Source organism: Streptomyces sp. AN091965, from assembly GCF_022698285.1.
In the GTDB taxonomy this organism is placed as follows: Bacteria; Actinomycetota; Actinomycetes; order Streptomycetales; family Streptomycetaceae; genus Streptomyces.
Genome location: NZ_JALDMY010000001.1, coordinates 6857213 through 6873409, shown reverse-complemented (window position 1 = coordinate 6873409; position 16197 = coordinate 6857213). Strand labels below are relative to the sequence as shown.

The following is a 16197-nucleotide window of genomic DNA, read 5'->3' as shown; positions in this document are numbered from 1 at the left end:
CCGTCCGGGCGGCGGTGCGCGGGGTCAGCTGTCGAAGCCGAGCCCGAGCTTGTCCATCGTCCTGAGCCAGGCGTTGCGCCTGCCCCCGTTGGCGTCCGCGCGGGCCAGGGCCCACTTGGTCAGGGCCACCCCCGTCCAGGCGAACGGCTCGGGCGGGAACGGCAGCGGCTTGGAGCGGACCATCTCCAACTCGGTCCGCTCGGTGCGCTCGCCCGCGAGGAGGTCCAGCATCACGTCGGCGCCGAAGCGCGTGGCGCCGACGCCGAGGCCCGTGTATCCGGCGGCGTACGCGACCCGGCCGCCGTGCGCCGTGCCGAAGAACGCCGAGAAGCGCGAGCACGTGTCGATCGCCCCGCCCCACGCGTGGGTGAACCGCACCCCCTCCAGCTGCGGGAAGCAGGTGAAGAAGTGCCCGGCGAGCTTCGCGTACGTCTCGGGGCGGTGGTCGTACTCGGCGCGCACCTTGCCGCCGAAGGGGTAGATCGCGTCGTATCCGCCCCACAGGACGCGGTTGTCGGCGGACAGCCGGAAGTAGTGGAACTGGTTGGCCGCGTCGCCGAGGCCCTGGCGGTTCTTCCAGCCGATGGCGGCCAGCTGGTCCGGTGTGAGCGGCTCGGTCATGAGCGCGTAGTCGTACACCGGGACCGTGTACGCGCGCACCCGCTTGACCAGGGACGGGAAGACGTTCGTGCCGAGTGCGACATGGCGGGCGAAGACCCTGCCGTACGGGGTGCGGATCGCCATGCCCGCGCCGGCGGGGGCCAGGTCGAGGGCGGGCGTGTGCTCGTAGACGCGCACGCCGAGCTCGCGGCAGACGCGCTTGAGGCCCCAGGCGAGCTTCGCCGGGTGCAGCATGGCGACGCCGTCGCGGTCCCAGAAGCCGCCGAGGAAGGTCGGTGAGTCGACCTGGGAGCGCAGCTCGTCCGCGTCCAGCATCTCGGCGGAGCCGGTGAGGCCGCGCGCTGCCATCTCCTCGTACATCTCGTGGAGTTCGGCGAGCTGGTGCGGCTGGGTCGCGACGTCGATCTCGCCGGTGCGCTCGAAGTCGCAGTCGATGCCGTACCGCTCGACGGCCGCCTCGATCTCGTCGAGGTTGCGGGCGCCGAGCTCCTCGAGCCTGGCGATCTCGTCCGGCCAGCGGGCCAGGCCGTTGGGCACGCCGTGGGTGAGGGACGCGGCGCAGAAGCCGCCGTTGCGCCCGGAGGCGGCCCAGCCGATCTCGCGGCCCTCGACGAGGACGACGTCACGGCCGGGGTCGCGCTCCTTGGCGATCAGGGCGGTCCACAGACCGCTGTAGCCGCCGCCGACGACGAGCAGGTCGGCCCGCTCGTCGCCGACGAGCGCGGGTTCGGGTTCGGGTCGGTCCGGACCGTCCAGCCAGTACGGGGCCGGCTTGGCCTCGGCGAGGGACTTCGTCCAACGGTTCATGGCTGCAGGGGCCATGATTTCCACTCCCTTGAGAAACGCGTAGAGCTGCACAGAGCTGGTGGGAACCGCACGGGCACCGCTTTCCCTCAGGTCAGCGCGCCCGCTTCGTGCGGCGCTTTCCGATCAGCATTCCTGCCAGTACGAGAACGACGGCGATGAGGAACATCGCCGTGCCGATCACATTGATCTGAACGGGCGTACCCCGCTGCGCGGATCCCCAGACGAACATGGGGAAGGTCACAGTCGATCCGGCGTTGAAGTTCGTGATGATGAAATCGTCGAAGGACAGGGCGAAGGCGAGCAGCGCGCCCGCCGCGATGCCCGGCGCCGCGATCGGCAGCGTGACCCGCAGGAAGGTCTGCACGGGCCCGGCGTAGAGGTCCTGCGCGGCCTGTTCCAGGCGCGGGTCCATGGACATCACGCGCGCCTTCACCGCGGTCACCACGAAGCTCAGGCAGAACATGATGTGGGCTATCAGCACGGTCCAGAAGCCGAGCTGCGCGCCCATGTTCAGGAACAGCGTGAGCAGCGAGGCAGCCATGACGACCTCGGGCATCGCCATCGGCAGGAAGATCAGCGAGCTCACGGCGCCACGCGCCCGGAAGCGGTAGCGCACGAGCGCGAAGGCGATCATCGTGCCGAGCACGGTGGCGCCGAGGGTCGCCCAGAAAGCGATCTGCAGGCTGAGGGAGAGCGAGCCGCACATGTCGGCGACGCCGCACGGGTCCTGCCAGGCGTCCGTCGAGAACTCCTGCCAGGAGTAGTTGAAGCGGCCTTTCGGCTTGTTGAAGGAGAAGACCGTGACGACGACGTTGGGCAGCAGGAGATAGCCGAGCGTGAGGAGACCGCAGATGACGACGAGGTTCCGGCGCAGCAGCCGGCCGAATGCGACGAACGGGCCCATCAGACCAGATCCTCCGTTCCCGACTTGCGGATGTAGAACGTCACCATGATCAGAATGGCGGCCATCAGGATGAAGGAAAGGGCAGCCGCCGTCGGGTAATCCAGAATGCGCAGGAACTGCGTCTGGATGACGTTTCCGACCATGCGCGTATCGGTGGAGCCGAGCAGATCGGCGTTCACGTAGTCACCGGCGGACGGAATGAAGGTGAGCAGCGTCCCGGAGACGACACCCGGCATCGACAGCGGAAAGGTGACCTTGCGGAACGTCGTGGACGGCCGCGCGTAGAGGTCGCCCGCGGCCTCGTGGAGCCGGGGGTCGATGCGCTCCAGGGACGTGTAGAGCGGCAGGATCATGAACGGCAGGAAGTTGTACGTGAGTCCGCAGACCACCGCGAGCGGGGTGGCGAGGACGCGGTCGCCGTCGGTGACACCGAGCCAGCTGGTGACGTCCAGGACGTGCAGCGTGTTCAGGGCGCCGACGAGGGGCCCGCCGTCGGCGAGGATCGTCTTCCAGGCGAGCGTGCGGATGAGGAAGCTCGTGAAGAACGGCGCGATGACGAGCACCAGGATCAGATTGCGCCAGCGGCCCGCGCGGAACGCGATGAGGTACGCCAGCGGATAGCCGAGCAGCAGGCACAGGACCGTGGCGGCGCCCGCGTACAGGACCGAGCGCAGGAACTGCGGCCAGTAGTCGCCGAGCGCGTCCCAGTAGGTGGCGAAGTGCCAGGTGACCTTGTAGCCCTCTTCGAGGGAGCCGGTCTGCACGGACGTCGAGGCCTGGTAGACCAGCGGCAGGGCGAAGAAGACGATCAGCCACAGGATGCCGGGGAGCAGCAGCCAGTAGGGCACGAGGCGGCCGCGTCTGCGGGGCCGCGCGGGGGCGGGGGCCGGGGCGTCCTCGACGGGCGCCTTGACGGGGGCCGTCACGCGTCCTCCTCGACCTTCTCGACGCCCGCGTCGACGTCCTGCTCCGCGTCCAGGCCGAAGGTGTGGGCCGGGTTCCAGTGCAGGACGACGTCGGTGCCCGGGGTCAGCCGGGTGTCGCGCTCGATGTTCTGCGCGTACACCTCGAAGGCGGCACAGACCGGGCTTTCGATGACGTACTGCGTCGAGACTCCGATGAAACTGGAGGCGACGACGCGGCCGGTGATGCGGTTGCGGCCGTCGGGGACGGTGCCCGCGTCATCGGCGTGGCTGAGGGAGATCTTCTCGGGGCGGACCCCGACGAGGACCTTGCCGCCGGTGTTCGTCGCGGCGCCGCAGCGCGCCCTGGGCAGCAGCAGTTTGCCGTCGCCCGCCCTGAGGACCACGTCGTCGCCGCTGACCGAGTCGACCTCGGCCGCGATGAAGTTGGAGGTGCCGAGGAAGTTGGCGACGAAGGTGGTGCGCGGGTTCTCGTACAGCTCGGCGGGGGCGCCCTGCTGCTCGACGCGGCCGCCGTTCATCACGGCGACGGTGTCGGCCATCGTCATGGCCTCCTCCTGGTCGTGCGTGACGTGCACGAAGGTGATGCCGACCTCGGTCTGGATGCGCTTGAGCTCCAGCTGCATCTGGCGGCGCAGCTTCAGGTCGAGGGCGCCGAGCGGCTCGTCGAGGAGCAGCACCTTGGGGTGGTTGATGAGCGCGCGGGCCACCGCGACGCGCTGCTGCTGGCCACCGGAGAGCTGGTGCGGCTTCTTGCGGGCCTGCTCGCCGAGCTGGACGAGGTCGAGCATGTCGCCGACCTGCTTCTTCACCGACTTGATGCCGCGCCGGCGCAGGCCGAAGGCGACGTTCTCGAAGATGTCGAGGTGCGGGAAGAGCGCGTACGACTGGAAGACCGTGTTCACGGGCCGCTTGTAGGGCGGCAGCGCGGTGACGTCCTGCTCGCCCAGGCACACCGTGCCGCTGCTCGGCTCCTCCAGGCCCGCGATCATGCGGAGCGTGGTGGTCTTGCCGCAGCCGGACGCGCCGAGCAGGGCGTAGAACGAGCCCTGGGGCACGGTGAGGTCGAGCGGGTGGACGGCGGTGAAGGAGCCGTAGGTCTTGCTGATCCCGGTCAGGCGGACGTCGCCGCTGGCTTCGGTCATGAGTTCTTCCCAGGGGTGGTGAGCGGGTCGGGACGGCGGGGCCGTTGCGGGGCCCAGGGGGCCGTGGGCGAGTCCGGGGCGGGCCCGAGGGGCGGACTCAGGAGCCCGTGAGCCGGGCGAACTTCTCCTCGTACGCCGTCTCTTCCTTCGGCGTGAGCGCCCGGAAGGCATGGGACTTCGCCGCCATCTCCTTGTCGGGCAGGATCAGCGGGTTCCGGGCCGCCTTCGGGTCGATCTTGGCGAGCTCGTCGCGGACGCCGTCGACCGGGCACACGTAGTTGATGAACGCGGCGAGCCGGGCCGCGGGCTCCGGCTCGTAGTAGTAGTCGATGAGCCGCTCGGCGTTGCGCTTGTAGCGCGCCTTGTTGGGGACGAGGAGGTTGTCCGTGGAGACGATGTAGCCGCTGTCGGGGATGGCGAACTCGATGTCGGGGTTGGCCAGTTTGAGCTGGACGACGTCACCGGCCCAGGCCACGCACGCGGCGATGTCGCCCTTGTCGAGGTCGGCGGTGTAGTCGTTGCCGGTGAAGCGGCGGATCTGCCGTTTGTCGACGGCCTTCTGGAGGCGGGCGATCGCCGCGTCGTAGTCGTCGTCCTTGAAGGCGGCCGGATCCTTGCCCATGTCGAGCAGGGTCATGCCAACGGTGTCGCGCATCTCGGAGAGGAACCCGACGCGGCCCTTGAGCTTCGGCTCGTCCAGGAGCTGCGAGACGGAGGTGATCTCCTTCCCGTCGGTCGCCTTCTTGTTGTACGCGATGACGGCGGAGATGCCGGTCCAGGGGTAGGAGTACGCGCGTCCGGGGTCCCAGTCGGGCGAGCGGAACTGGGCGGACAGATTGGCGTAGGCGTGCGGCAGCTGGGCCGCGTCGAGCTTCTGCACCCAGCCGAAGCGGATCAGGCGGGCCGCGAGCCAGTCGGTGACGCAGATGAGGTCGCGGCCCGTGTCCTGGCCGGCGGCGAGCTGCGGCTTGACCTTGCCGAAGAACTCGTTGTTGTCGTTGATGTCCTCGGTGTACTTGACCGTGATGCCGGTGCGCTTGGTGAACGCGTCGAGGGTGGGCCGCCGCTTGTCGTCGTCCACGTCCATGTACTCGGTCCAGTTGGAGAAGTTCACGCGCTTCTCCTTCGCCGAGCGGTCCTCGGCGGCGATGCCGCCCGTGCCCTTGCCCGCGGCCGGGATGCCGCAGGCGCTCAGGGCGCCGAGCCCGCCCGCGGCGAGGGCGGCGCCGCCCGAGGCGCGAAGGAGGGAGCGGCGGGTGAGCGCGGCCCGGCCGCTGGTCAGGCCGCGCCGCAGGGCGGCCCGCTGGGCCGGGGAGAGGCTGTCCGGCTCGTACTGCTCCATGCGCTGGTCTGCCCTTTCGGGAGGGTCCCTTGCGGGAGGGTTGAGGGCGGGCGCCGCCCGGTCTCGCGGCGCCCCGGCCCGTGCTGGCTATCGGTCCCCGAAGATCGTGCGGTGCCAGTCCTTCCTGGCGACCGCGGTGTTGTCGAACATGACGTGCTTGATCTGCGTGTACTCCTCGAAGGAGTAGGCGGACATGTCCTTGCCGTAGCCGGAGGCCTTGTAGCCGCCGTGCGGCATCTCGCTGAGGATCGGGATGTGGTCGTTCACCCAGACGCACCCGGCCTTGATCTCGCGCGTGGCGCGGCCAGCGCGGAACACGTCGTGGGTCCAGGCGGACGCGGCGAGCCCGTAGGGCGTGTCGTTGGCGAGGCGGATGCCCTCGTCGTCGCTGTCGAAGGGCAGCACGACGAGGACGGGCCCGAAGATCTCCGCCTGGACGGCCTCGCTGTCCTGCGCGGCGCCGGTGATCAGCGTGGGCTTGTAGTAGGCGCCGGGGTGCTCGGGGGCCTCGCCGCCGGTGACCACGCGCGCGTAGCCGCGGGCCCGCTCCACGAAACCGGCGACGCGGTCGCGGTGGGCGTGCGAGATCAGCGGGCCCAGGTCGGTGGAGGGGTCGCAGGGGTCACCGAGCCGCACGGTCGCCATCAGGTCGGCGACCCCGGCGACGAAGGCCTCGTACAGCGGCCGCTGGACGTAGGCGCGGGTGGCGGCCGTGCAGTCCTGGCCGCTGTTGATCAGGGCGCCCGCGACGGCGCCGTGCACGGCGGACTCCAGGTCGGCGTCGTCGAACACGACGAAGGGCGCCTTGCCGCCGAGCTCCAGGTGGAGGCGCTTGACGGTGGTGGTGGCGACCTCCGCGACCCGCTTGCCGACGGCCGTGGAGCCGGTGAAGGAGGTCATGGCCACGTCCGGGTGGCCCACGAGCTGCTCACCGGCGTCGCGGCCCGCCCCGGTGACGACGTTGACCACCCCGTCCGGGATCCCGGCGGCGGTCGCCGCCCGCGCGAACATCAGCGAGGTCAGCGGCGTCAGCTCGGAGGGCTTGAGGACGATGGTGTTCCCGGCGGCGATGGCGGGGAGCACCTTCCAGGCGGCCATCTGGAGGGGGTAGTTCCAGGGCGCGATGGACCCCACCACGCCGATGGCCTCGCGGCGCACGTAGGAGGTGTGGTCGCCGCCGTCGTACTCCCCCGCGGACTGGCCCTGGAGGTGGCGGGCCGCGCCCGCGAAGAAGGCGGTGTTGTCGACGGTGCCCGGGACGTCGAACTCGCGGCTCAGCTTGATCGGCTTGCCGCACTGGAGGGTCTCCGCCCGGGCGAGGTCCTCGGCGCGGGCGGACAGCTCGGCGGCGAAGCGGTGCATCGCGTCGGAGCGCTCGCCGGGGCTCGTGCCCGCCCAGCCGGGGAACGCGGCGCGCGCGGCGGCCACGGCCGCGTCCACGTCCTCGGCGCCCGCCAGCTCGTAGCCGAGCACCTCCTCGCCCGTGGCCGGGTCCACGATCGCGTGGTGCCGTCCCGAGGTGCCGTGGGTGAGCCGCCCCGCGATGTACTGCGCGCCGTCCGCGAAGTGCTCCCGTGCCGGAAAGAACTCATCGCGCGCCTGGAATGTGTGCATGCCGCTCTCCTCCGCCGCCCGGCCTCAATGAGGGGGGTGGCGTCGTTCCAGATCGATTTGAGTGCCGATCCTGACAGAGGGTCGATAGTCCAACAAGTGATTCCGTAGTTGCCTTTTGGTTAAGCGACGGAATCTGTCGACCAGGTGTCGAGTCCCCCCGGAAAAGCCCGGACGTAATGTCCGTGGCGCGTGCCAGGGTGGCGTGCATGAGCGAGAACACGGGGGCGGACACGCGGTCCGGCAGGCCTTCGGCCACGCGTACCGGCACGGACGACATCAGGTCGGTGGCCGATCTGACCGCCGCGGTGCGGGCGGGACGCCGGGTGAAGTACGTGTACTTCTGGGGGCACACCCCGCGGCGCGACGGCGCCCTCGGCGCGAGCTGCTTCAGCCAGTGGTGGCCCTCGCCCTTCACCGCCGACGGGGTCGCGTACGCGACGGCGGAGCACTGGATGATGGCCGCCAAGGCCCGTCTTTTCGGCGACGGGGAGGCCGAGCGCGCGGCGCTCGCCGCCCGTACGCCCGCCGAGGCGAAGCGGGCGGGCCGGCTCGTGCGCGGCTTCGACCGGGCCGTGTGGGAGCGGGAGCGGTTCGCCGTCGTGACCGAGGGCAGCGAGCGGAAGTTCGCCTCCGACGCCGCGCTCCGGGCGTATCTGGTCGGCACCGGCGACCGCGTCCTGGTCGAGGCCAGCCCCGTCGACCCCGTCTGGGGCATCGGCCTGGCCGCCGACGACCCCCGGGCCGAGGACCCGGCCGCATGGCGCGGCACGAACCTGCTGGGCTTCGCCCTGATGGCCGCGCGGGCGCGCCTGCGCTGAGCGTGAGCGGTGCCCGCCGCCACCACGACGGGACTTTCCCGCCCACCCGTCACGCCCCGGCTCGACGGCCCGGCCCCGCCCCCGCGCCGCCGAGCGCGTGTCTACGATGACCCGGACCCCACGCGGGTCACCCGATCAGCCGATCAGCCTTGTTCCGGGGAGGAACCATGACCGAGACGACGACCACAGCCCGAGCTGAGAGCTTCATCGCGGGCCTGCCGAAGGCGGAGCTGCACGTCCACCACGTCGGCTCGGCCTCCCCCCGGATCGTCTCCGCGCTCGCCGCCCGCCACCCCGACTCCAAGGTGCCGGCGGACCCCGAGGCCCTCGCCGACTACTTCACGTTCACGGACTTCGCGCACTTCGTCGAGGTGTACCTGTCCGTCGTCGACCTCATCCGCACCCCCGAGGACGTCCACCTCCTCACCTACGAGGTGGCCCGCGAGCTCGCCCGGCAGAACGTGCGCTACGCCGAGCTGACCATCACCCCGTTCTCCTCCACCCGCCGCGGCATCGACGAGCGCGCCTTCATGGCCGCCATCGAGGAGGCCCGCAAGACGGCCGAGGCGGAGCTGAACGTCGTCCTGCGCTGGTGCTTCGACATCCCCGGCGAGGCGGGCCTCGTCTCGGCCGAGGAGACCGTGCGCCTCGCCACCACCGACGGCATCCGCCCCGAGGGCCTGGTCTCCTTCGGCCTCGGCGGCCCGGAGATCGGCGTGCCGCGCCCGCAGTTCAAGCCGTACTTCGACCGGGCCATCGCCGCGGGCCTGCGCTCCGTGCCGCACGCGGGCGAGACCACGGGCCCCGAGACGGTCTGGGACGCCCTGACGCATCTGCGCGCCGAGCGCATCGGCCACGGCACCAGCTCCGCCCGGGACCCCGAGCTGCTCGCGCACCTCGCGGAGCACCGCATCCCGCTGGAGGTCTGCCCGACGTCGAACATAGCGACGCGCGCGGTCACCACGCTCGACGAGCACCCCCTGAAGCAGTTCGTGGACGCCGGGGTCATCGTGACGATCAACTCCGACGACCCGCCGATGTTCGGCACGGACCTCAACACGGAGTACGGCGTCGCCGCCCGCCTCCTCGACCTCGACGAGCGCGGCATCGCGGCCCTCGCGAAGAACGCCGTGGAGGTGTCCTTCCTCGACGAGGCGGGCAAGCGCCGCATCAGCGAGGAGATCGACGCGTACACCGAGACGTGGCTGTCGCGCTGATCCCCGCACCACCCCCCGGGCCACAATGAACCCATGCGCACCCTGACTGCCGTGGCCCACCGAGGCGATCCCTACCGCGTCCGCGAGAACACCCTGCCGTCCCTGCGGTCGGCGTTCGACCGGGGCGCGGACGCGGTGGAGATCGACGTCCGCCTGACCGCCGACGGCGTCCCCGTGCTGCTGCACGACGACGCCCTCGACCGGCTGTGGGAGCACGACCGGCCCCTGGCCGTGCTCTCCGCCGCCGAGGTCCGGGGCGTCACCGGGGGCGGCGTACCCACGCTGGAGGAAGCGCTCAAGGAGACCGCGGGGCACCGCGTCCTCGTGGACCTTCCCGACCCGGCGCCGGACACGGTCCGCACGGTCGTCGGCGTCATCGGCGAGTGCGGCGCGGCGGACCGCGTGTACTACTGCGCGGGGCCCGCCGCGATGCTCGCGGTGCGGGCCGCGGACCCGGCGGCGGAGATCTCGCTGACGTGGAAGTCGCTCGCGCCGCCGCGCCCCGCCCTGCTCGCCGCGGTCACTCCGCGCTGGCTCAACTACCGCTTCGGCCTGGTGAGTCGGGAACTCGTCGACCACGTCCACGGGCAGGGCTACCTGATCTCCGCCTGGACTGCCGACACCCGTCGCACCATGCGTAAGCTCGTGTCCCACGGAGTGGACTCGATCACCACGAACCGCATGGACGCGCTCGCCACCGTGCTGGGGCGACGGAGCCAGGGGACGGGGAAGGAACCGCAGGCGTGACGGCAGACAGCACCGGCAGGATCCGCACGGACATCGCGCACAACGCCCGGGTGTGGAACTACTGGCTGGGCGGCAAGGACAACTACCAGGTGGACCGGGCGGTCGGCGAGCAGGTCACCGAGATGTTCCCCGGCATCGGCGAAGTGGCCCGCGCGGACCGGGCGTTCCTCGGCCGGGCGGTCGCCCACCTCGTGGGCGACCGGGGCGTCCGCCAGCTCCTCGACATCGGCACCGGCCTGCCCACCGGCGAGAACACCCACGAGGTCGCGCAGCGCCTGGCCCCGGACGCGCGCATCGTGTACGTCGACAACGACCCGATCGTGCTGACCCACGCCCACGCGCTGCTCACCAGCTCGCCCGAGGGCGTGACCACGTACATCGACCAGGACGCCCGCAACGCGCGCGAGATCGTCGCGGCCGCCGCCGCCACGCTCGACCTGACCCGCCCGATCGCCGTGCTGCTGCTCGGCATCCTCAACTTCATCCCGGACACGGACGACACGCGCCGGATCGTACGGACCCTCATGGACGCGGTGCCGTCGGGCAGTTACCTCGTCCTGACCCACCCCACCCTGGACGCCGACGTCGGCGGGGCGGGCAACCAGGCCGCGATGGACTTCTGGAACGAGAACGCCACACCGCCGATCACCGGCCGCACCCGCGCCGAGTTCCAGGCCTACTTCGAAGGTCTCGACCTCCTCGACCCGGGCATCGAGGCCTGCTCCCGCTGGCGCTGCCCCGAGGCCCCCGCGGTCCCCCAGTACGGCGCGGTGGCCCGCAAACCGTAGCCCGCCCCGGCCGCGTCAGCCCCCGGCCCGGCCGAACGGCGGCACGATCGCCCGCGCGTCCACGCCGCCGCCCACCCACAGCCCGATGAGCAGCGCCGCCGTCGACTCCACGAGCCCGGCCCGTCCGAGCCCGCCGGCGTCGTACGGCTCGCACCCGAGGTCGCGCACCAACTGCCGTACGACGTCCAGCGCTTCGGTGTCGTCGCCGCACACCGGCACCGCGAGCCGCTGCCCGTCGAAGACCGGCGGGGTCAGCCGCCAGACGCCCTCGTGGCACAGGTTGAACGCCTTGACCACGCGGGCATCGGGCGCGGCGGCCGCGAGCCGCTCGGCGGCGGCCGGGCCCCGCCCCGTGAGCAGGGTGAAGCCCTCCCCCACCGGGTTGCAGCAGTCCACGAGCACCCGCCCGCGCAAGGCGTCGGCGAGCCCGGTCACCACCTCCTCGCCCACCCCGTACGGCAGCGCGAACAGCACGGCCCCGTCGCCGAACTCCGCCGCGTCCCGCAGCGATCCGTGCCCGGCCGCCCCGATCCGCGCCGCGAGCCCGGCCGCCCGCGCCGCGTCCCGCCCGCCCACGAACACCTCGTGCCCCGCCCGCGCCCACTGCCCGCCGAGCGCGTCCGCCATGTTCCCCGTGCCGAGTACGCCGATCCGCATGTCTGCTCCTCCCCGTCGTCACGCCCCTGACCGGGGCACGGCACGACAGCAGGTCGTACCCCGGTTCCCTACCGCACGTGGAGTACGGCCTCACCGCCCTGGGCCGCACCCTGCTCCCGCCCATCGAGGCGTTCGGCGCCTGGGCCTTCGCCCACGGCGACGAGGTCCTGGCGGCCCAGGACCGGGCGGAGGCCTCGTAGCGGGGGGGCAGCGCCCCGAAGGGGCGCGGGGAACTGCGCGCCCAGCCCCCACGGGCCAGCAGACGAAAACCCGCCCGATCCAGCGAAGCGCCTACGCGTTGGTGCCGCCGTCCACCGTGAAGTCCGCCCCCGTGATCGACCGGCCCCCCGGCCCCACCAGGTGCGCCACCGTGGCCGCGATGTCGTCGGCCGCCGCGTAGCGGCCGAGGGCGGACAGGCCGCGCTGGAAGTCGGCGCTCTGGCCGTCGGCCGGGTTCATGTCGGTGTCCGTGGAGCCGGGGTTGACGAGGTTGACGGTGATCCCGCGCGGGCCGAGCTCGCGGGCGAGGGCCTTGGTGAAGCCGGTCAGGGCGGACTTGCTCATGGAGTAGAGGACGATGCCGGGGAACGGCGCGCGGCCCACGAGGTTGCTGCCGATGCTCACGATCCGCCCGCCCTCCGGCAGGTGCGCGAGCGCGGCCTGGGCACCGAGGAAGGCCGCGCGGGCGTGGATGGCCAGGGTACGGTCCAGCTCGTCCAGGGTGACCTCCGCCAACGGCCCGCTCGGGAAGACCCCCGCGTTGTTCACGAGGATGTCGAGGCGGCCGAGCTCGCGCGCCGCCCGCTCCACCGCCCCGGTGACCGCCGCCGCGTCCGCCGCGTCGGCCTGGACGGCCACCGCCCGCCGCCCGAGCGCCTCCACCTCGGCGACGACGGCCTCGGCCTTCGCCTTCCCCGCGGCGCTCACATAGGTGAACGCCACGTCGGCGCCGTCCCGCGCGAGCCGCTTGACGATCGCCGCCCCGATGCCCCGGCTGCCGCCCGTGACCAGCGCGGCCTTGCCCTGGAGGTCCGTCATTTTCTGCCCCGCATCCCTCGTGCACGAGGGCGGCACACATGGTCGCGCACCGCCCGCCGATTTCTGTGTCGATCGGCACAGAAACTTTCACACGGGCGTTCCACCACGTCAAGGCCTATATTTGTCAGTCACTACAGAAATGAGGTGGGGAGCGTGGCGGGACGCGGACGGCCCCGGGGCTTCGACCGGGAGACGGCCCTTCGCCGGGCCATGGAGGTGTTCTGGGAGCACGGGTACGAGGCGACGTCGATGACCGACCTCACCTCGGCCATGGGCATCGCCTCGCCCAGCCTGTACGCCGCGTTCGGCTCCAAGGAGCGGCTGTTCCAGGAGGCCGTGGAGCTGTACAGCACCACGGAGGGCTCGGCCATGGCGCGCGCGTTCGCCGAGGTCCCCACCGCGCGCGGCGCCGTCGAGGCAGTCCTGCGCGAGAACGCGCGCCTGTACACCGTCCCGGGCAGACCGGCCGGCTGCATGATCGTCCTTGCCGCCACCAACTGCTCACCGGCGAACGCCCCGGTGCGCGACCACCTGGCGACCTGGCGCAGGAGCGGCGCCGAGATGATGGCCGAGCGCCTGCGCCGCGGCGTCGAGGAGGGTGAACTCCCCGCCGCCACCGACACCGAGGCCGTGGCCGCCTTCTACACCACGGTCGTCCAGGGCATGTCCGTCCAGGCCCGCGACGGCGCGTCCCGCGCGACCCTGGACAAGACGGTGGACCGGGCGATGGCGGCCTGGGACGCGGTGCTCACGCCCGCCGCGTAGCCCACCCGGCCGCGGGGCGCCGGGCTACAACCCCACGAGGGAGTTCCACCGGCGGGCGAACTCCGTGCGTTCGTCGGACGTGATGTCCCGGGCGATGGCGAGGCGTCGGCGCATCGCGTCGTCGGGGAAGACCAGCGGGTCCTCGGCGAGGGCGGCCAGGTCCTTGTCCTTGGAGGAGGCCAGGACGTCGCGGGCGGCGGGCACGGGGCAGACGTAGTTGACCCAGGCGGCGAGCTCGGCCGCGACCTCGGGGTCGTAGTAGTGGTCGATCAGGCGCTCGGCGTTGGCCTTGTGACGGGCGAGGTTGGGGATCATCAGGGACTCGGCCCACAGCTCGGCGCCCTCCTCGGGGACGACGAACGCGATGTCGGGGTCGTCGGCCTGGAGCTGGATCACGTCGCCGCTGTAGGCCTGGCAGGCGAGGACGTCACCACTGGCGAGGTCCTTGATGTAGTCGTTGCCGGTGAAGCGGCGGACGTGGTGGCCGCGCACGCGCTTCTCCAGGCGGTCGCACATGCGGTGGAAGTCGTCCCCGGTCCACGTCCCGATGTCGACGCCGTCGCCCTGCATGAGCAGCGCGAACGCCTCGTCGAGCCCGGACAGGAGCGTCACCCGGCCCTTCAGGTCGTCGGCCCACAGGTCCGACACGTGCCGGATCTCGCGGCCGAGCCGCCGCTTGTTGTACGCGATGCCGGTGATGCCGGACTGCCAGGGCACGGAGTACCGGCGCCCCTCGTCGAAGTGCGGCGTGCGCAGGATCGGGTCGAGGTGCTCGGCCACGTTGGGCTGCCGGGACCGGTCCATCTCCTGCACCCAGCCCAGGCGCACGAAGCGCGCGCACATCCAGTCGCTGATGACGACGAGGTCCCTGCCGGTCTCCTGATGGTTCATCAGGGAGGGGCTGATCTTGCCGAAGAACTCGTCGTTGTCGTTGATCTCCTCGGTGTAGCGGACGTCGATGCCGGTCCGCTTCTCGAAGGCGTCGAGGGTGGGGCGCCTGGTCTTGTCCTCGTCGTCGGTGTCGATGTACAGGGGCCAGTTGGCGAACGTCAGCTTCTTCTCCCGGCCGGAGAGGTCCTTCGCGGCGCGGTCCGAGGCGTCGACGTACGCGGCGGGCACCCCGCAGCCCGCGAGGGCGCCGAGGACCCCGGCCGCGCCGATGCCCTTGAGGAACGTACGACGTGCGGCAACTGTCATGCCCCCACCCTCACTTCACGCACGAGGGGCGGGCAATGGACAAGGTGTCCACCGCCCGCCCCGAAGACGACTCAGAACGTCAGCCCCGCGCGGGGCCCGACGTCAGTCGAGCGACGTCATGACGTGCTTGACGCGGGTGTAGTCGTCGAAGCCGTAGGCGGAGAGGTCCTTGCCGTAGCCGGACTTCTTGAAGCCGCCGTGCGGCATCTCGGCGACCAGCGGGATGTGCGTGTTGATCCAGACGCAGCCGAAGTCGAGGACCTTGGACATGCGCATCGCGCGGGCGTGGTCCTTGGTCCACACCGAGGACGCCAGGGCGTACTCCACGCCGTTGGCGTAGGCGACGGCCTGGGCCTCGTCGGTGAAGGACTGGACGGTGATGACCGGGCCGAAGACCTCCTTCTGGATGATCTCGTCGTCCTGCTTGAGCCCGGAGACGACGGTCGGCGCGTAGAAGTAGCCCTTCTCGCCGACCCGGTGGCCGCCCGCCTCGACCTTGGCGTGCGCGGGCAGCCGGTCGATGAAGCCGGAGACCTGCGCCAGCTGGTTGGCGTTGTTCAGCGGGCCGTACAGCACGTCCTCGTCGTCGGGCAGGCCGGTCTTGGTGTCGGCGGCGGCCTTGGCGAGCGCGGTGACGAACTCGTCGTGGATGGACTCGTGGACGAGCACCCGGGTCGCGGCCGTACAGTCCTGGCCCGCGTTGAAGAAGCCCGCCACCGAGATGTCCTCGACGGCCTTGGCCAGGTCGGTGTCCTCGAAGACCACGACGGGCGCCTTGCCGCCGAGCTCCAGGTGGACGCGCTTGAGGTCCTTGGCGGCCGACTCGGCCACCTGCATGCCCGCGCGCACCGAGCCGGTGATGGAGGCCATCGCCGGGGTCGGGTGCTCGACCATCATGCGGCCGGTGTCGCGGTCGCCCGTGACCACGTTGAAGACGCCGGGCGGCACGACGGAGCCGATGATCTCGGCCATCAGGACGGTCGACGCCGGGGTGGTGTCCGAGGGCTTGAGGACGACCGTGTTGCCCGCGGCGAGCGCCGGGGCGAACTTCCACACAGCCATCATCATCGGGTAGTTCCACGGCGCGACCTGCGCGCAGACGCCGACCGGCTCGCGGCGGACGATGGAGGTCAGACCCTCCATGTACTCACCGGCGGCGCGGCCCTCCAGCATCCGGGCCGCGCCCGCGAAGAAGCGGATCTGGTCGACCATCGGCGGGATCTCTTCGGAGCGGGTGAGGCCGATCGGCTTGCCCGTGTTCTCGACCTCGGCGGCGATGAGTTCCTCGGCGCGCTCCTCGAAGGCGTCCGCGATCTTCAGCAGCGCCTTCTGCCGCTCGGCGGGCACGAGGTCGCGCCAGGCCGGGAAGGCGTCGGCGGCGGCCTTCATGGCCGCGTCGACGTCGGCCTGGCCGGACAGCGGCGCCACGGCGTACGCCTCACCGGTCGCCGGGTTGATCACCTCGGTGGTCCGTCCGTCGGCCGCGTCCCGGAATTCTCCGTTGATGTAGTTGCGCAGACGGCGCAGCTCGGTGCTCACTTCCGGCCCTCCAGTCAGTGTCCAGTGGATGAGACACCCACCCTAGTCCGTACACCGACGCTTTCAACATACCCA

At 71.4% G+C, this 16197-nt stretch carries 15 protein-coding genes and 1 pseudogene; 6 read left to right on the top strand and 10 right to left on the bottom strand.

The features are described 5' to 3' along the window. Positions 1-24 precede the first annotated feature (24 nt). The 6 genes from MQV74_RS29450 to MQV74_RS29425 all read right to left on the bottom strand — a co-directional run bounded on the left by MQV74_RS29450 (position 25) and on the right by MQV74_RS29425 (position 7356). Complete coding sequence (locus MQV74_RS29450) at positions 25-1443, bottom strand: NAD(P)/FAD-dependent oxidoreductase (RefSeq protein WP_242724378.1); 1419 nt, start codon at positions 1441-1443, stop codon at positions 25-27. A gap of 76 nt (positions 1444-1519) precedes the next feature. Then, positions 1520-2332, bottom strand: coding sequence for an ABC transporter permease (locus MQV74_RS29445; RefSeq protein WP_242724376.1), 813 nt, complete (start codon positions 2330-2332; stop codon positions 1520-1522). Continuing rightward, positions 2332-3258, bottom strand: a complete 927-nt coding sequence (locus MQV74_RS29440) for an ABC transporter permease (protein ID WP_242724374.1) — start codon at positions 3256-3258, stop codon at positions 2332-2334. The genes MQV74_RS29445 and MQV74_RS29440 overlap by 1 nt, the downstream gene beginning before the upstream one ends. Next, a complete protein-coding gene (locus MQV74_RS29435; RefSeq protein WP_242724373.1) occupies positions 3255-4400 on the bottom strand; it encodes an ABC transporter ATP-binding protein in 1146 nt (381 codons plus the stop codon). The genes MQV74_RS29440 and MQV74_RS29435 overlap by 4 nt, the downstream gene beginning before the upstream one ends. A gap of 97 nt (positions 4401-4497) precedes the next feature. Further along, positions 4498-5742 carry an ABC transporter substrate-binding protein gene (locus MQV74_RS29430; protein ID WP_242724372.1) on the bottom strand — a complete coding sequence of 415 codons (1245 nt, stop codon included), beginning with the start codon at positions 5740-5742 and terminating at the stop codon, positions 4498-4500. A gap of 87 nt (positions 5743-5829) precedes the next feature. After that, positions 5830-7356: a gamma-aminobutyraldehyde dehydrogenase gene (locus tag MQV74_RS29425; protein WP_242724371.1), complete on the bottom strand. Its 1527-nt coding sequence runs from the start codon at positions 7354-7356 to the stop codon at positions 5830-5832. A 206-nt stretch (positions 7357-7562) separates the two neighbouring features. Between MQV74_RS29425 and MQV74_RS29420 the strand changes: the two genes are divergently transcribed. The 4 genes from MQV74_RS29420 to MQV74_RS29405 all read left to right on the top strand — a co-directional run bounded on the left by MQV74_RS29420 (position 7563) and on the right by MQV74_RS29405 (position 10926). Then, positions 7563-8174 (top strand): NADAR family protein, encoded by a 612-nt coding sequence (locus MQV74_RS29420; protein WP_242724370.1) that lies wholly within the window; start codon positions 7563-7565, stop codon positions 8172-8174. 167 nt (positions 8175-8341) lie between these two features. Then, positions 8342-9391: an adenosine deaminase gene (locus tag MQV74_RS29415; protein ID WP_242724369.1), complete on the top strand. Its 1050-nt coding sequence runs from the start codon at positions 8342-8344 to the stop codon at positions 9389-9391. A gap of 33 nt (positions 9392-9424) precedes the next feature. Then, a complete protein-coding gene (locus MQV74_RS29410) occupies positions 9425-10138 on the top strand; it encodes a glycerophosphodiester phosphodiesterase (protein WP_242724360.1) in 714 nt (237 codons plus the stop codon). Further along, a complete protein-coding gene (locus tag MQV74_RS29405) occupies positions 10135-10926 on the top strand; it encodes an SAM-dependent methyltransferase (protein ID WP_242724356.1) in 792 nt (263 codons plus the stop codon). The genes MQV74_RS29410 and MQV74_RS29405 overlap by 4 nt, the downstream gene beginning before the upstream one ends. A gap of 15 nt (positions 10927-10941) precedes the next feature. On the opposite strand, the gene MQV74_RS29400 is transcribed toward MQV74_RS29405, so the two are convergent. Beyond that, positions 10942-11583, bottom strand: a complete 642-nt coding sequence (locus tag MQV74_RS29400) for an NADPH-dependent F420 reductase (RefSeq protein WP_242724353.1) — start codon at positions 11581-11583, stop codon at positions 10942-10944. Positions 11584-11633: 50 nt separating this feature from the next. Between MQV74_RS29400 and MQV74_RS29395 the strand changes: the two are divergent. After that, positions 11634-11783 (top strand): annotated as a pseudogene (locus tag MQV74_RS29395) (winged helix-turn-helix transcriptional regulator); the annotation flags it as partial. A gap of 91 nt (positions 11784-11874) precedes the next feature. Here MQV74_RS29395 and MQV74_RS29390 read toward each other — a convergent pair. Further along, positions 11875-12621, bottom strand: coding sequence for an SDR family NAD(P)-dependent oxidoreductase (locus MQV74_RS29390; protein WP_242724350.1), 747 nt, complete (start codon positions 12619-12621; stop codon positions 11875-11877). Positions 12622-12774: 153 nt separating this feature from the next. On the opposite strand from MQV74_RS29390, the gene MQV74_RS29385 reads away from it, so the two are divergent. Beyond that, complete coding sequence (locus MQV74_RS29385; RefSeq protein WP_242724342.1) at positions 12775-13386, top strand: TetR/AcrR family transcriptional regulator; 612 nt, start codon at positions 12775-12777, stop codon at positions 13384-13386. A gap of 24 nt (positions 13387-13410) precedes the next feature. Here MQV74_RS29385 and MQV74_RS29380 read toward each other — a convergent pair whose 3' ends face one another. Both MQV74_RS29380 and MQV74_RS29375 read right to left on the bottom strand, forming a co-directional pair. Further along, positions 13411-14583 (bottom strand): ABC transporter substrate-binding protein, encoded by a 1173-nt coding sequence (locus tag MQV74_RS29380; RefSeq protein ID WP_242724340.1) that lies wholly within the window; start codon positions 14581-14583, stop codon positions 13411-13413. A gap of 102 nt (positions 14584-14685) precedes the next feature. Then, on the bottom strand, positions 14686-16122 hold the full coding sequence (locus MQV74_RS29375) for a gamma-aminobutyraldehyde dehydrogenase (RefSeq protein WP_242724337.1): 1437 nt from the start codon (positions 16120-16122) through the stop codon (positions 14686-14688). Between the last annotated feature and the right edge of the window lie 75 nt (positions 16123-16197).

Bases quoted from the DNA above. Each gene is read 5' to 3' on its own strand.
- MQV74_RS29410 (WP_242724360.1), top strand. From the start codon at position 9,425: ATGCGCACCCTGACTGCCGTGGCCCACCGAGGCGATCCCTACCGCGTC.
- MQV74_RS29450 (WP_242724378.1), bottom strand. From the start codon at position 1,443: ATGGCCCCTGCAGCCATGAACCGTTGGACGAAGTCCCTCGCCGAGGCC.
- MQV74_RS29435 (WP_242724373.1), bottom strand. From the start codon at position 4,400: ATGACCGAAGCCAGCGGCGACGTCCGCCTGACCGGGATCAGCAAGACC.
- MQV74_RS29390 (WP_242724350.1), bottom strand. From the start codon at position 12,621: ATGACGGACCTCCAGGGCAAGGCCGCGCTGGTCACGGGCGGCAGCCGG.
- MQV74_RS29380 (WP_242724340.1), bottom strand. From the start codon at position 14,583: ATGACAGTTGCCGCACGTCGTACGTTCCTCAAGGGCATCGGCGCGGCC.
- MQV74_RS29445 (WP_242724376.1), bottom strand. From the start codon at position 2,332: ATGGGCCCGTTCGTCGCATTCGGCCGGCTGCTGCGCCGGAACCTCGTC.
- MQV74_RS29430 (WP_242724372.1), bottom strand. From the start codon at position 5,742: ATGGAGCAGTACGAGCCGGACAGCCTCTCCCCGGCCCAGCGGGCCGCC.
- MQV74_RS29415 (WP_242724369.1), top strand. From the start codon at position 8,342: ATGACCGAGACGACGACCACAGCCCGAGCTGAGAGCTTCATCGCGGGC.
- MQV74_RS29420 (WP_242724370.1), top strand. From the start codon at position 7,563: ATGAGCGAGAACACGGGGGCGGACACGCGGTCCGGCAGGCCTTCGGCC.
- MQV74_RS29425 (WP_242724371.1), bottom strand. From the start codon at position 7,356: ATGCACACATTCCAGGCGCGCGATGAGTTCTTTCCGGCACGGGAGCAC.
- MQV74_RS29400 (WP_242724353.1), bottom strand. From the start codon at position 11,583: ATGCGGATCGGCGTACTCGGCACGGGGAACATGGCGGACGCGCTCGGC.